The 15113-nt window shown below is 72.2% G+C and carries 9 protein-coding genes; 5 read left to right on the top strand and 4 right to left on the bottom strand.

The window, feature by feature from the left end; translation table 11 throughout:
• Nucleotides 1–119: 119 nt before the first annotated feature.
• Together ACZ47G_RS35825 and ACZ47G_RS35820 are read right to left on the bottom strand one after the other, a co-directional pair.
• Entirely contained in the window at nt 120–2552 is a 2433-nt protein-coding gene (locus tag ACZ47G_RS35825; protein WP_465750046.1) for a ricin-type beta-trefoil lectin domain protein, read from the bottom strand.
• A gap of 44 nt (nt 2553–2596) precedes the next feature.
• Nucleotides 2597–5077, bottom strand: a complete 2481-nt coding sequence (locus ACZ47G_RS35820; protein ID WP_465750044.1) for an RICIN domain-containing protein — start codon at nt 5075–5077, stop codon at nt 2597–2599.
• 547 nt (nt 5078–5624) lie between these two features.
• Between ACZ47G_RS35820 and ACZ47G_RS35815 the strand changes: the two genes are divergently transcribed.
• From ACZ47G_RS35815 to ACZ47G_RS35800, 4 genes are all read left to right on the top strand, one after another.
• Entirely contained in the window at nt 5625–6674 is a 1050-nt protein-coding gene (locus tag ACZ47G_RS35815) for a substrate-binding domain-containing protein (protein ID WP_465750042.1), read from the top strand.
• A gap of 204 nt (nt 6675–6878) precedes the next feature.
• Complete coding sequence (locus ACZ47G_RS35810; RefSeq protein ID WP_465750040.1) at nt 6879–8528, top strand: sugar ABC transporter ATP-binding protein; 1650 nt, start codon at nt 6879–6881, stop codon at nt 8526–8528.
• Nucleotides 8525–9565, top strand: a complete 1041-nt coding sequence (locus ACZ47G_RS35805) for an ABC transporter permease (protein ID WP_465750038.1) — start codon at nt 8525–8527, stop codon at nt 9563–9565. Before ACZ47G_RS35810 ends, ACZ47G_RS35805 begins: the two co-directional genes overlap by 4 nt.
• 306 nt (nt 9566–9871) lie before the next feature.
• The gene (locus ACZ47G_RS35800) at nt 9872–10678 is read left to right on the top strand and encodes a DeoR/GlpR family DNA-binding transcription regulator (protein ID WP_380462965.1); all 807 of its coding nucleotides are present in this window, start codon (nt 9872–9874) and stop codon (nt 10676–10678) included.
• A 78-nt stretch (nt 10679–10756) separates the two neighbouring features.
• Here ACZ47G_RS35800 and galK read toward each other — a convergent pair whose 3' ends face one another.
• Nucleotides 10757–11899: a galactokinase gene (gene galK / locus ACZ47G_RS35795; RefSeq protein ID WP_465750036.1), complete on the bottom strand. Its 1143-nt coding sequence runs from the start codon at nt 11897–11899 to the stop codon at nt 10757–10759.
• Nucleotides 11900–12157: 258 nt separating this feature from the next.
• Between galK and galT the strand changes: the two genes are divergently transcribed.
• Nucleotides 12158–13261: a galactose-1-phosphate uridylyltransferase gene (gene galT, locus ACZ47G_RS35790; RefSeq protein ID WP_465750034.1), complete on the top strand. Its 1104-nt coding sequence runs from the start codon at nt 12158–12160 to the stop codon at nt 13259–13261.
• A 96-nt stretch (nt 13262–13357) separates the two neighbouring features.
• Here galT and ACZ47G_RS35785 read toward each other — a convergent pair whose 3' ends face one another.
• The gene (locus tag ACZ47G_RS35785; protein WP_465750032.1) at nt 13358–14920 is read right to left on the bottom strand and encodes an FMN-binding glutamate synthase family protein; all 1563 of its coding nucleotides are present in this window, start codon (nt 14918–14920) and stop codon (nt 13358–13360) included.
• Between the last annotated feature and the right edge of the window lie 193 nt (nt 14921–15113).

Here is a 15113-nt window from a genome sequence, read left to right as displayed (position 1 = left end):
GGTTCGGAGCAGGGGTGTGCATGCGGTGCGCAGGCAGAAACGGGAGCGGCCGGGCCCCGAGCGGTTCGACCGCACGGGGCCCGGCCACTTCGTGGACGGCGGGAATTGTCGGACACGCCCTACGGCAGGGTCCAGCGCTGGTTGGCGCCGGCGTTGCAGTCCCAGATCTCCAGGCGGGTGCCGTTGGCGGTGGCGAGGCCCGGGTCGTCCAGACAGCGGCCGGACTGGGTGCTCTTCAGGGTGCCGTCGGACTGGGGAGTCCACTGCTGGTTGGGGCCTGCGTTGCAGTCCCACAGTTCGACCGGGGTGCCGTTGAGGGTGGCGCCGCCGGTCACGTCGAGGCACTTGCCGTCGTGGGTGAGGGTGCCGTTGGACCAGGTCCACACCTGGGAGCTGCCGCCGGTGCAGTCCCAGAGCTGGACGGCGGTGCCGTTGGCGGCGGAATCGCCGCTGTCGTCGACGCACTTGCCGGGCAGGGCGGAGGCGATCGGGCCGGTGTGGGTGGTCGGCGTGCCGGGGGTGAGGCCGAAGCGGTCGAACTGGTCGGTCTGGTAGCCCGTCACCCCGAGGCCGGCCTGTCCGTTGGTGAAGCTCGCGTCGGTGGCGCTGCCCACCGTGACGCCGTCGATGGCGGCGGTGAGGGTGGTGCCCTGCATGGACAGCGCGACGGTGTGCCAGCGGCCGGTGCCCGGCGCCGTGACGGTGCCGCTCGCGAGGGTGGTGAAGTGCCAGCTGGTGTCGCTCTTGTCGATGGACCAGCCGCCGGTGTCGCTGAACCGCAGGTGGTAGGCGTTGAGGCCGTTGTTGTTGCGGCCCTGCTGGTTGACCCGGCCGAGCAGCTCGACGCTGCCCGACTGCTCGAACAGGGTGTCGGCGGACACGGTGTAGTTGGACCAGCTGCCGTCGCCCATGATCGTGTACGGGGCGTTGTACGGCTCGTCGGTCCAGCGGATCGGCGAGGTCGGGGTCATCTGGCGCAGGCAGCTGCCGGCGCGGCCGCCGCCGCACGGGACGGTCTGGAAGGCGCCGTTCATGTCGGCGAAGTACTTCGGCGAGGTGGTGGTGGCCGGGGTCTCGAAGTCGTCCGCGTAGGGCAGGCTCATCGGGGCGGCGGCCGGCGGGGTGGCGGTGCCCTTGCCCTGGCCGGTGGTGGTGGTCACGGTGTAGACGCGGCCGGGCTGGAGGGTGAGGGTGTAGGCGCCGCCGTGCGGGGTGACGTCCTGGGCGTGGACGAACCACTGGGACGGGTCGGTGGAGTTCAGGTCGGTGGACCAGACGTGCACGGCGCCGGTGGACAGGCCGCCGGTGACGGTGAAGCTCGCGGTCTGGGGCGCGGTGGCGTCCATGGTCTCGATGACGGTGCTGTAGTCGCGGTTGTTCGTGGACTTGAGCGTGACGTAGCTGCCGTTGGTGCGCGCGCCGCCGAGGTAGCCGCCGGCGGAGTCGATGTAGTGCCAGCCGGGCTGGGTGAACTGGGTGGTGTGCGCGGTGACCCAGGTGGTCTTGCCGATCGTGTAGTGGCCGGACCACGGCTGGTTGGCGATCGACATGCCGTCGCTGGAGAAGAACAGGTTGGGGTAGAGCGCGGCGATGACCGGCCAGTTGATGAAGGAGGTCATCCGGCCGTCGAGGTAGTCGCGGTTGATCCCGCGCGCGACCGCGCCGGCGCCGCCGTCGGCGTCCTCGGAGCCGTTCTCGCTGGCCCACAGCGGCTTGCCGAGCCCCTGGGCGGTGGGGGTGCTGGGACAGCTGGTGAAGTTGCTCATGTACCCGCAGGGGTAGTGCACGCCGACGACGTCGACGGCGTTCTTGAACGCCGGGTCGGTGGCCATGGCGTCGGCGACGGCCCAGGAGTCGTCGGCGGCGACGACCTTGGTGGAGCCGTAACCGTGCGACACCAGCGCGGACTTGAGGTTCTCGTACCAGGTGGCGTTGAAGCCGCGTTCGTTCCAGCCGCCGAGGTAGGAGACGTTCAGGTGGTGTTGGGCGGCGCAGCCCATCCAGTCCATCAGGTAGCCGACGGTGTCCTGGGACCAGAAGTCGCCGCCGCTGCCGGTGTTGCCGATCCAGCCGGGGGCGCCCCAGCTCAGGCCGTAGAACTTGATCTTCGGGTTGCGGGCCATCGCCTGCTCGGCGAGCCACCACTCGTAGCCCTGGTCGCAGTCGACGGTGCCCTTGGTGTGTTCGATGCTGGGCTCGGCGCCGTCGGTGGAGTTGGTGTCGCCGCCGATCTCCAGCTTGAGCACCTGCAGCGAGGCGCCGTAGCCGGGCTTGAACAGGTAGTCCAGGAGCTGGCTGCGCTGCGGCTCCGGATAGTCCACCAGCAGCCGGGAGTTGCCGCCGCCGCCGGAGATCGCGCCGACCCCGTCGAAGGCGAGGCCCGGGTGGGTGCCGTCGACGGTGATGGCGGTGGTCGGGGCGGGGGTGGCAGGGGTGGCGGGGCCGGCGGCCTGGGCGGCGGGGGGCGCGGCCAGGCCGCCGAGGGCGCCCAGCAGCAGGGCTGCGGCGCCGAGGGCGGAGCGGAGTTTCGAGGGCAGGTGTGTGCGGCCCATGGAGGTCTCCGAGGGGTGGGGGACGGGTGGGTGGGACGGTCGTGTTACGCGACGGTCCAGCGCTGGTTGGCGCCGGTGCCGCAGGTCCACTGGATGGCCTGGGCGCCGTCGGTCGTGGAAGCGCCGGTCACGTCGAGGCACTTGGCGCTGTTGGCGGAGACGATCTGTACGGTGCTGGTGCCGGGTACGGGCACCAGGGTCCATTGCTGGTTGGGCTTCCCGGCTCCGCAGGTCCACTGGATGGCCTGGGCGCCGTCGGCGGTGGAAGCGCCGGTCACGTCGAGGCATTTGGCGCTGTTGGCGGAGACGATCTGTACGGTGCTGGTGCCGGGTACGGGCACCAGGGTCCATTGCTGGTTGGGCTTCCCGGCCCCGCAGGTCCACTGGACGACCTGGGCGCCGTCCGCCGTCGAAGCGCCCGTCACGTCGAGGCACTTGCCGCTGTTGGCGGAGACGACGGCCTGGGTGGGCGGCGCGGCGAGCGGGGTGACGGTGGTGTTGGCGAAGTCGACGTGCTGGAAGCCGCCGACGCCCAGGCCGAGCTGCCCGGTGTGGTGGGCGGCGTCGGTGACCGAGGCGACCTGGTTGTGGTCGATGGAGGCGGTGATGGTCTGGCCCTGCATGGCCAGCGTGAGGTGGTGCCAGGTGCCGGCTCCGGCGCCGGGGTAGCTGCCGCCGGCGAGGACGGTGTCGGTGCCGGTGCGGTCCTCGGTGAACAGGCTCCAGGCGCCGGTGTCGTCGATCTTCAGGTGGTAGGCGCTGCGGTCGTGGTCGACGTGGTCGATGCGGCCGAGCAGTTCGGCCGAGGTGCCGGCCTGTTCGAGGTCGACGTCCGTGCTCGCCTGGTAGTGGGTCCAGGACGGGTCGCCGAGGAAGGTGGCCGGGGTGTAGTTCATGTCGTCGTGCCAGGGGATGGGGGCCTGGGTGATGACCTGGCGCAGGCACATCGGGGTGTTCGTCCCGGCCGGGCAGGGGGCGGTCTCGAAGGAGCCGGCCCAGTCGTGGAAGTAGCGGGCGGTGGCACCGGCCGGGTCCCCGCTGAGGTCGGCCTGGTACGGGAGCGCCATCGGGGCGGCGGCCGGCGGGGTGGCGGTGCCCTTGCCCTGGCCGGTGGTGGTGGTCACGGTGTAGACGTGGCCGGGCTGGAGGGTGAGGGGGTACGACCCGCCGTGCGGGGTGACGTCCTGGCTGTGGACGAACCACCGGGACCGGTCGGTGGAGTTCAGGTCGGTGTCCCACACGTGCACGGTGCCGGTGGAGAGGCCGCCGGTGACCTGGACGTTCACGGTCTGGGTGGCGGTGGCGTCGGTGGTCTCGAACACGGTGCTGTAGTCGTGCTTGTCGGTGGACTTGAGGGTGACGTAACTGCCGCTGTGCGGATCGCCGTTGGCACCCGTGCCGGGCAGGTAGCCGCCGGCCGAGTCGAGGTACTGCCAGCCGGGCTTGGCGAACTGGGTGGTGTGCGCCATCACCCAGATGTCGCGGCCCACCGTGTAGTTGCCGGACCAGGGCTGGTCGGCGCCCATCAGCCCGGCGCCCGCGTACGGCAGCTCGGAGGGCCAGGAGCTGACCAGGGCCCACTTGATGTCGGAGGTGACCTTGGCGTCGACGTACTCGCGGTTGACGTTGCGGGCCAGGGCCGCCGGGTCGGCGCCGTAGCTGTCGTTGTCGTCCTCGGAGGCCCACAGCCGCTGGCTCAGCCCGGTGGCGGTGCTGCTGCCGGGGCAGCCGGTGTAGGACGGGGTGGAGTGCCAGCAGGTGCCGTGCAGGCCGATGACGCCGACGGCCTTGGCGAAGGCGGGGTCACCGGCGAGGTCGGTGGCGATCGACCAGTTCTGGTCGTCGCTGTCGGAGGCGACCAGGGTGGTGCCCTGGTGGCCGTGACTGTCGAGGGAGGCGCGCAGCTTCTCGAACCAGGCCTTGTCGTAGCCGCGCTCGTTCCAGCCGCCGAGGTAGCCGACGTCGAGTCCGTGCTGCTGGGCGCAGCCGAGCCAGGACTGCAGATAGGTGATGTTGTCCTGGGACCAGATGCCGCCGTTCAGCCAGCCCGGGGCGGCCCACTCCAGGCCGTAGAAGGTGATGTTCGGGTTGCGGGCCTTGGCCTGTCCCATCAGCCACCACTCGTACCCGCGATTGCAGTCGACCTCGGTGGGGGTGCGCTGGTGGGAGGGTTCGGGGCCGTCGCTGGAGTTGGCGTCGCCGCCGATCTCCACCTTGAGGGTCTGGAGCGAGGCGCCGTAGCCGGGCTTGAACAGGTAGTCCAGCACCTGGCTGCGCTGGGGCTCGGGGTAGTCGACCAGCAGGCGCGAGGTGGCGCCACCGCCGCTGATCGCGCCGAGGCCGTCGAAGGCGCGCCCGGGCGAGGAACCGTCGATGGTCACCGTCCGGGTGGCGGTGGCGGTGGCGCTGGCGCTGGTGGGCGCGGCGACTGCTGCCGGTGCGCCCGCGACGGCTGTCGCGACGCCCAGGGCGAGGGCCGCCGCGGCGGCGAGTCCTCTGCGCCATGGTCGGGGGGATCTGCTCATGAACTGCTCCTGTCCGGCGGCTCTGGCGGTGTGGGGGTCCGGCAGGACTCGGGGCGCGGGGTCGGCGGAGCGGTGTCGTCGAGCGCGGTGGCGGGTACATGCCGGGACGCCGGGCAGGAGCGTAGACCCAACTTCCAACACTAATCAACAACTTGGTCCAGCAAGATTCAACGCCGCTGCCCGCTGTCGTCCCGCGCCAGTCCCGCCGCCACGACCCACCGCACACGATCGGACGCCCCCGGTCACAGCTCCGGGCGCCCGGAGCCGAGCGTGCCACCGGAACCGCCCCGCCACCTGCTATTGACGTCGTACCGGCGATACCTGAAGCTATCGGGGCGCTTACTTACCGGCTAGTAGGGGGCTTGGGGCGCTCGGGTCGATCGGGACATAACGAGACGGTGTCGAAACGGCCCGGATGGCAAACCCGAGCTTGACTCAGCTCTGAACTGGGCGTTTCCTGTTGGCTCATCGCGTTTGATTGCGATGTTTTCTGATCGGTTCTGTTGTTACTGGCCGATCTGCCCGACACCCTCAGGAGCCTTTCAGCATGCACCTCACCCTCCGTGGCCGCCTGGCCTCGCTCGCCGCGCTGAGCCTGGTCACCTCCGTCGGCCTGACGGCCTGTTCCACCGGCCAGACCTCCTCCTCCGGGGCCGACGCGCCGGTGGCCACGGTGTCCGGCAAGGTCTCGATCACCTACCTGCAGAAGCAGGGCGACCAGCAGTACTTCGTGGACGAGGCGGCCGGGGCCAAGGCCAAGGCCGCCGAACTGGGCGCCGACCTGAAGGTGGTCAACCTCGGCAGCGACGCCAACAAGACGGTCGGCGAGGTGCAGGCCGCGATCGCCCAGAAGAGCAACGGCCTGATCATCGTGGTGCCGGACCCGGCGGTCGGCCCGCAGGTGGTCCAGACCGCCCGGGACGCCAAGGCCGCGCTGCTCACCTCCGACGACCAGGTCTGCGCGAGCGGCCCCGACCCGGCCAAGTGCGCGGCCGGCGACCTGGTGCCCCGGATCGGCTTCTCCGGCCAGCAGATGGGCCAGCAGGTCGGCCAGCGCGCCGCCGAGGAGTTCAAGAAGGCCGGCTGGAACGCCGCCGACACCCGGATCATCTCCGCCTGGAAGCAGGACGTCACCGTCTGCGGTGACCGGGTCAAGGCCGCCAAGGCCGCCTTCGACCAGAGCGTGCCGGGCGTGCAGACCATCGACGTCGCCACCGACAACACCCCGACCGGCGCGCAGGACAAGGTGGCCGCCACCATCACCGCCAACCCGGGCGTCAAGCACTGGGTGACCTGGGGCTGCAACGACGAGAACGTCCAGGGCTCCGTCACCGCCCTGCAGAACGCCGGGATCAGCCCGGACGACATCGACGGCGTCGGCCTGGGCGCCTACCTGGCCTGCAAGGACTGGGCCGCCGGCAAGCCCTCCGGCATGAAGGCCGCCCTGTTCATCAACGGCAAGGACGTCGGCGCCCTGTCGGTGCAGACCATGTACGACAAGCTCAAGAACGGCAAGGACTTCCCCAAGGAGGCCTTCGCCCCGACCAAGATGGTCGACGCCGCCACCTGGCAGTCCGCGGGAGTGTCCTGCAGCTGACGCCGCGTTCGAGGCCGTGCCCGACGCCAGGTCGGGCCGGCCGTGCGGCGGGGCCACCGGGTTCCGCCGCACGGTTGCCGCAGCCGTCACCGCCGCAGCCGTCACCGCCGCAGCCGTCACCGCCGCAGCCATAGCCGTCGCGCCGCCGCCGCTTCCGCGGCCCGTCCGCACCTCCGCCCGTACCGCACTGCCAACGAGGCCCCGATGACCCCACCCGAACCCTCGCCCCTCCCGCCACCGGGCGGCTCCGCCGGCCTGAGCGCCGAAGCGGTGTCCAAGCGCTTCGGCGCCGTCCAGGCGCTGACGGACGTCACGCTCTCCTTCCCGCCCGGCCAGGTCACCGCGCTGATGGGCGAGAACGGCGCCGGCAAGTCCACCCTGCTGCGCATCCTCACCGGCGACCACCGCCCCACCGAGGGGCGCGTCCTGCTGGACGGCCGGCCGCTGGACCTGCACTCCCCGCAGGACGCCCGCCGCGCCGGGATCCGGATCATCCCGCAGGAACCCGAGATCATCCCGCACGTCCCGGTCGCCGAGAACGTCTACGCCGGCTCGCTGCCGCGCACCGCCCTGCGCCGGCTGGACCGCGCCGAGCTGCGCCGCCGGATCACCGCCGACCTGGCCCGCCTCGGCTTCGACAAGGTCCTCGACCCGGACCTCCTCGGCTCCGAACTCACCGCTGCCCAGCGCCAGTTGGTCGAAATCATGCGGGCCTTGACCGGCGCGGTCGCGCCGCGCGCGATCGCCTTCGACGAGCCGACCTCCTCGCTCTCCGAGCACGAGGTCGAGGCCCTGTTCGCGCTGATCGGACGGCTGCGCGACGAGGGCATCGCGGTCATCTACGTCTCCCACCGGATGAAGGAGATCTTCCAGCTCGCCGACCGCATCGCCGTGCTGCGCGACGGCCGGGTCGCCGGGGTGGTCCAGGCCGCCGCCACCGACGAGAGCGAACTCGTCCGGCTGATGGTCGGCCGCGACCTGTCCTCGCTGTTCGTGCGCCAGCAGGTCGCCACCGACCGCGTCGTCCTGGACGTCGCCGACGTCACCACCGACGACGTACGGAACATCAGCCTCCAGGTCCGGGCGGGCGAGGTCGTCGCCCTGGCCGGTCTGATCGGCGCCGGACGCTCCGAACTCGCCCTCGCCCTGGCCGGCGACGCCCCGATCCACTCCGGCACGGTGGCCCTCAACGGCGAGGTGCTGCGCCTGCGCAGCCCGCGCGACGCCATCGCCGCCGGCATCGGACTGGCACCCGAGGAGCGCAAGGCCCAGGCGCTGTTCCTGCAGCGCACGATCCGCGACAACACCTCGCTGGTCAGCCTGGGCCGCCTCAGCCGGTGGCGGTTCGTCAAGCACCGCCAGGAGAAGGCCCTCGCCCAGGAGTACGCCGACCGGCTGCGGGTCCGCGCCCCCTCCATCGAGGCGGAGGTGCGCACCCTGTCCGGCGGCAACCAGCAGAAGGTCGTCCTGGCCCGCTGGCTCGCCCGCCGGCCCGAGCTGCTGATCCTCGACGAACCCACCCGTGGCGTCGACATCGGCGCCAAGGCCGAGATCTACCAGATCATCGCCGACCTCGCCCGCGAGGGCACCGCCGTCCTGGTCATCTCCTCGGAACTGCCCGAAGTGCTCGGCCTCGCCGACCGGATCGTGGTGATGCAGAACGGCCGCACCACCGGCGAGCTCACCCGTGAACAGGCGACGGAGGAGGCCGTCCTGGCCCTCGCCATGGCCGATGACCTCTCCACGGCCGACGACCTCGCCTCCGCCGACCGGCTCGGCACCGCCGACCACCTCGCCACGGCCGACCACCGCGCCGCCGCCACCACCCCCGCCCAGACCGGAGAGACCCGATGACCACCGCCACGCCCCCGACCGCCCCGGCGCCGGACGCCGGAGCCCTGCCCGCGCGGTCCGGCGGCCCGCGCGCCCTGCTCGCCGCGATCGGCGGTCAGAATCTCAGCCTGATCGGCGCCCTGGTCGCCGTCGTCGCCCTGTTCGGCACGCTCAACCCCAACTTCGTCGGCTGGGACAACATCCAGGTCATCGCCGAGGCCGCCACCATCTCCGGCCTGCTGGCCGTCGTCCAGACCGTCGTGATCATCTGCGGCGGCCTCGACATCTCGGTCGGCTCCCAGGCCGGCCTGGCCTCCGTCACCAGCGCCATGGTCTTCACCTCCACCGGCGCCAACCCCTACCTCGGCATCGGCGCCTCGCTCGCCATCGGGGCGGGCATCGGCCTGTTCAACGGCGTCGTCATCATCTACGGCCGGGTCAACCCGACCATCGCCACCCTCGCCGGACTGGCCGCCTACAAGGGCGTCGCCCAGCTCGTCTCGGACGGCCGCGCCCAGGGCTACGTGCTCAACGACCCGGTCTTCGTCTTCCTCAGTCGGGGCAAGATCGCCGGCCTGCCCACCATGGTCTGGCTGCTGATCCTCACCGCCGTCGCCGTGCACGCCCTGCTGACCTACACCGACATCGGCCGCAACATCTACGCCATCGGCGGCAACGACACCGCCGCCCGGCTGGCCGGCATCAACCTCAACAAGTACCTGATCGCCGCCTACGCCCTCTCCGGCACCGTCGCCGCCCTGGCCGGCGTCCTGCTCACCGCCCGCACCGGCAGCGGCCAGCCCGTCTCCGGCAGCGAGGGCCTGGAGCTCCAGTCGATCACCGCGGCCGCGCTCGGCGGCTGCGCCCTCAAGGGCGGCAAGGGCAGCATCGGCGGCACCCTGCTGGCGGTGGCGCTGCTCGGCGCGCTGCAGAACGGCCTCACCGTCCAGGGCATCAACGCCTTCTGGCAGAACGTCGCCCAGGGGGCCCTGCTGGTGGCCGCGGTGGTCATCCAGCAGCGCCGCAACCGGGAACGGGCGGTCGGCCTGCCGGCCTGACGCCGCGCCGCACCCTCCTGCGCCCGCACCCTCCTACGCCCTCGCGCTCCCGCGGGACCGGACGGACTCTCCGTCGCCGCGGTCCCGCGGGCCGGGGGCCGGGAGCGCACCCGGCCCCCACACGGGTGCGCTCCCGCGCCTCCACCTCCGCGGCGGTCCGGTGGTCCGGTGGTCCTGTTGGTCCCGGGGTCAGGACCCGGGGCCCGTCGGGGGCGGGGATAATGGATCACGCAGGCTCCGGCCGCGTCGCCGGTCGCCGACGGGGACGCCCCGGCCGTACGCGCTCGTTCGATCGAAAGGTCCTCCGTGGCTGACCAGACGTTGCTCGCCGCCCAGCGCCAGGCGCTGATCCTGGAGGCGATCCGCCGGACCGGCGCGATCCGGGTCGCCGAGCTGGTCGAGCAGTTCGGCGTGTCCGACATGACCATCCGCCGGGACCTCGACGCGCTGGTGCGCCAGGGCACCGTGGAGAAGGTCCACGGCGGCGCGGTGGCGACCGGGACGGCCAGCACCTTCGAGCCCGGCTTCGACGCCAAGTCCGCCCTCGAGGAGGGCACCAAGGCCGCGCTCGCGGACGCCGCGGTGCAACTGGTGGAGCCGGGCAGCGTGGTGGCCCTGTCGGCCGGCACCACGACCTACGCGGTCGCCTCCCGGCTGCTGGAGGTCCCGGAGCTGACCGTGGTGACCAACTCGCTGCGGATCGCCGACCTGCTGTGGGCGGCGGGGAGCGAAGGGCGGGAGAGCGTCCCGACCCTGCTGCTGACCGGCGGGTCGCCGACCCGCTCGGCGGCCCTGGTGGGGGCGCTGGCCGACCAGACCATCCGTTCGCTGCACGTGGACCTGCTGATCCTGGGCGTGCACGGGGCGAGCGAGCAGGCCGGTCTCACCACGCCGAACCTGGCCGAGGCGCAGACCAATCGGGCCCTGATCGCCTCCGCCCGCCGCACCGTCGTGGTCGCCGACCACACCAAATGGGGCGTCGTCGGCCTGAGCAGCTTCGCGACCCTGGCGGAGGTCGACTGCTTCATCACCGACGACGCCCTGCCCGCGGCGGCCCGCGGGGTGCTCGCCGAGGCGGTCGGCGAGCTCCTGGTCGTCCCGGCCGCCGGCTGAGCCCTTCGCTCCCGGCGGCGCACTGGGCGGTTGGGCCGCCTGGTGGCCAGCCCGTCGTCCGGTCAGCCCGTCGTCTGGTCAGCCCACCTTGCGGGCGCCGGCCGAGGGAACGGCGGTGAAGGTGACCGGTTCGGCGAAGCCCGCGGTACGGAAGGCCGCCGTCACCGACGCCGAGACCTCCGCCACCCGCGCGGCCCCGACCAGGGCGATGACGGATCCGCCGAACCCGCCGCCGGTCATCCGGGCGCCCAGCGCCCCGGCGGCGACGGCGGCCTCGACCGCGAGGTCCGTCTCGGCGCAGGAGACCCTGAAGTCGTCGCGCAGCGAGGCGTGTCCGGCCGTCAGAATCGGGCCGAGCGCGGCGAGGTCGCCGCGGACCAGGTGGTCGACGGTCTCCAGCACGCGCCCGTTCTCCGTCACCACGTGCCGTACCAGCGGCCGGAGTTCACCGGGCAGCCGGTCCAGGGCCGGGCCCAGGTCGGCGGCCGCGAGGTCGCGCAGCGCGGGCAGGCCGAGCAACTCGGCGGCGCGCTCGCAGCCGGTCCGCAGGGCGGCGTAGGCGCCGTCGCCGAGGTCGTGCTTGACCCGGGTGTCGATCACCAGCAGCCGCAGGTCCGCCGCCGCCAGGTCGAACGGGACGTGCCGCTGCTCCAGCGTCCGGGTGTCCAGGAACAGCGCGGTGCCGTCCGTGCAGCAGGAGGAGGCCATCTGGTCCATCACGCCGCAGGGCACGCCGACGAAGGCGTTCTCGGCCCGCTGGGCGAGCACGGCGAGCTCCGGCGCGCTCAGGCCGAGGCCGTACAGGTCGTTCAGGGCGGCGGCGGTCGCGCACTCCAGGGCGGCGGAGGAGGAGAGGCCGGCTCCGCTCGGCACGTCGCTGGCGAAGAACAGGTCGGCCCCGCCGACCGCGTGCCCGGCCTCGGCGAGTGCCCAGAACACGCCGGCCGGGTAGCCGGCCCAGCTGGTGACCACGCCGGGCGCCAGGCCGTCGAGCGCGAGGTCGGTGATGGTGCCCCCGCCCTGGGCGCTGAACAGGCGCAGCCGGCCGTCCTCGCGGCGGCGGGCGGTGACCCGGGTGGTGTGGGGGAGGGCGATGGGAAGGACGAAGCCGTGGTTGTAGTCGGTGTGTTCACCGATCAGGTTCACCCGGCCGGGGGCGGCCCAGGTGCCGCTCGGGCGTACACCGTGGACGGCCTCGAACTCGGTGGCCTCGTCGATCATCTGCAACTCCATGCCTGGGGTGCGCGGTGGTTCCCGCCGTCGGCCTGCACCGGCACGCGGGAAGCGAATTCCGACATAATCAAACACGACTGCCCCCAGGGTCAATATCTGCCGATGTCCATGTTCATTTGCGTCGAGCAGACAGCCGGAAGCGGTATCACCAGCAGAGATGCTTGTTGACAAGCGATCGTCTCTGTTTGAATCTGTTGAAGCTCGAACTGCCCGGGCCGACGTCCCACGCGCGTAAGGAGTACAGCGGTGCACAGAACCGCCACCAAGTTGGCCGACGGCCGCGAACTGGTCTACTTCGACCAGGGGCCGGGTGCGCTCCGCGAGGTCCCGGACGAGCGGCCGCTCGAACCGACCGCGAGCCTCTCCGAGACCCGGCTCGACCCGGTGCTCGGCGAGTGGGTGACGGTGGCCGCGCACCGCCAGCAGCGCACCTACCACCCGCCGGCCGGCGAGTGCCCGCTGTGCCCCTCGCGCGACGGACGGCTCAGCGAGATCCCCGCGCCGGACTACGAGGTCGCGGTGTTCGAGAACCGCTTCCCCTCGCTCGCCACCGGCTCCGCCGACCACGTCGCGGCCCGGGACGAACCCCTGCACACCCTCCGGCCCGGCAACGGCCGCTGCGAGGTGGTCTGCTTCACCTCCGACCACGACGCCTCCTTCGCCGACCTCGACGAACCGCGGGCCCGCCTCGTCCTGGACGCCTGGACCGACCGCACGGCCGCGCTGTCCGCGCTGCCCGGCGTACGGCAGGTGTACTGCTTCGAGAACCGCGGCGAGGAGATCGGGGTCACCCTCGCCCACCCGCACGGGCAGATCTACGCCTTCCCGTTCATCCCCTCCCGCACCGCCCGGATGATCACCCGGGCCGAGGCGCACCGGGCCCGCACCGGCCGCAACCTCTTCGAGGACCTGCTCGCCACCGAACGGAACACCCCCGAGCGGCTGGTCCTCCAGGGCGAACACTGGACCGCCTTCGTCCCGTTCGCGGCCCGCTGGCCGTACGAGGTCCACCTCTACCCCCACCGCCGGGTCCCCGACCTGACCGCGCTCGACGAGGCCGAGCGCGCCGAGTTCCCCGGCCTCTACCTCGACCTGCTGCGCCGCTTCGACGCCCTGTTCCCCGCCGGGCCCGGCGGGGCGCCCAACCGCACCCCGTACATCGCGGCCTGGCACCAGGCGCCCAAGGACAGTGGCGCCGAACTCGCCCTCCACCTGGAGCTGTTCACCATCCGGCGGGCGCCCGGCAAGCTCAAGTACCTGGCGGGCGTGGAGTCCGGGCTCGACGCCTTCGTCACCGACGTCAGTCCGGAGGCCGCCGCCGAGCGGCTGCGCGCCGCCGGGCCGGCCTGACGCCGGACCCCGGACATGACGGTGGCCTCCCGCCCCGGCAGGGGGTGGGAGGCCACCGTACGAGGGGGAGACCCCGTTGCCCGGTGTCGCGTCGGGTCAGACGGACGGCGTGGCGGTGGGCGTGGTGGAGGGCTTCGTGGAGGGCTCGGCGGTGACCAGGGCGGTGATCTCCTTGGCCAGGTCGGGTCCGAGTTCGCCCCAGCCGGCCTTGTAGCCGTAGACGCCGGCCAGGGTGCGGGCCTCGTAGTCGCCGTTCATGATCTCGATGTCGTCGGCCGTGATGAGCGACGGGTGGGCGACGCCGACGGCCGAGGAGACCTTGAGCAGTTCCTTGCGCAGGGTGCGCAGGTAGACCGCGGCGCGGGTGGACTTGGACGCCGGGTCCAGGCCGCGGGCCAGCCACTGGTTCTGGGTGGCGATCCCGGTCGGGCACTTGTCGGTGTGGCACTTCTGGGCCTGGATGCAGCCGATGGACAGCATGGCCTCGCGGGCCACGTTGATCATGTCGGCGCCGAGGGCGAAGGCGACCGCGGCGTTCTCGGGCAGGCCCAGCTTGCCGGAGCCGATGAAGGTCAGGTCGTCGGTCAGGCCCAGTTCGGCGAAGGTGCCGTAGACCCGGGAGAAGCCCATCCGGAACGGCAGGGACACCGAGTCGGCGAACATCCGCGGTGCGGCGCCGGTGCCGCCCTCGCCGCCGTCGACGGTGACGAAGTCGACGCCGCGGTCGCCGCGCTCCATCAGCGCGGCCAGCTGCTGCCAGAAGCCCAGGTCGCCGACCGCGCTCTTGACGCCGACCGGCACACCGGTCTCGGCGGCGAGCAACTCGACGAAGTCCAGCATCGAGTCGACGTCGCCGAACGCGGTGTGCCGGGACGGCGAGGCGCAGTCCTGGCCGACCGGGATGCCGCGGATCGCGGCGATCTCCGGGGTGACCTTCGCGCCCGGCAGCATCCCGCCCAACCCGGGCTTGGCGCCCTGGGAGAGCTTGATCTCTATCGCCTTCACGGGCGCGCCGGCGACCACGTCCTTGAGCTTGGCGAGGTTGAAGCTGCCGTCCTCGTTGCGGCAGCCGAAGTACGCGGTGCCGAGCTGGAGCACGAGGTCACCGCCCTGGCGGTGGTACGGGGAGAGGCCGCCCTCACCCGTGTTGTGCATCGCGCCGGCCTCCGCCGCGCCCCTGTTGAGCGCCGTGATCGCGGCGCCGGAGAGCGAGCCGAAGCTCATCGCCGAGATGTTCACCACGCTCGCCGGGCGGAACGCCTTGGCCCGGCCGCGCGGCCCGCCCAGCACCTTGGCCGAGGGCAGCGGGGACTGCGGGTCGTGGAGGTCGGGCAGCGCGTCGGCGAAGGTGCGCTGCTTGACGTAGGCGTGCCCCTGGACGTGCTCGACGTCGACCTCGGTGCCGAACCCGAAGTAGTTGTTCTGCTCCTTCGCCGACGCGTAGATCCAGCTGCGCTGGTCGCGGCTGAAGGGGCGCTCCTCCTCGTTGGAGGTCACGATGTACTGCCGCAGCTCGGGCCCGATCGTCTCCAACAGGTACCGGGCGTGGCCGAGCACCGGGAAGTTCCGGAGCAGCGCGTGCTTCTTCTGGATGAGGTCGCGGGCAGCCAGAAGCGCCACCGCAGTCGCGGCGGCCGCGCCGATCTTCCGGGCTTGCATGGAGATTCCTCCTCGGTGCACGACTCCATCGCCGTCGGTGGAGCCGTCGTGTCGTGCGTCGGGTGGTGCAGGACGTGGAACGTGCGTCGGGTGGTGCAGGACGTGGAACGGTGGCGGGCGCCCGGCCGGTCCGGCTTCGGCGTCCGTCGAAGAATGCGGACCGATCGTAAGAGGCCTCCCCGAGCGGCCCGCG

The organism is Kitasatospora sp. NPDC030952, from assembly GCF_055571335.1.
Note: the sequence above shows the minus strand (reverse complement) of the source record. Positions and strands in the feature narration are given on the sequence as shown.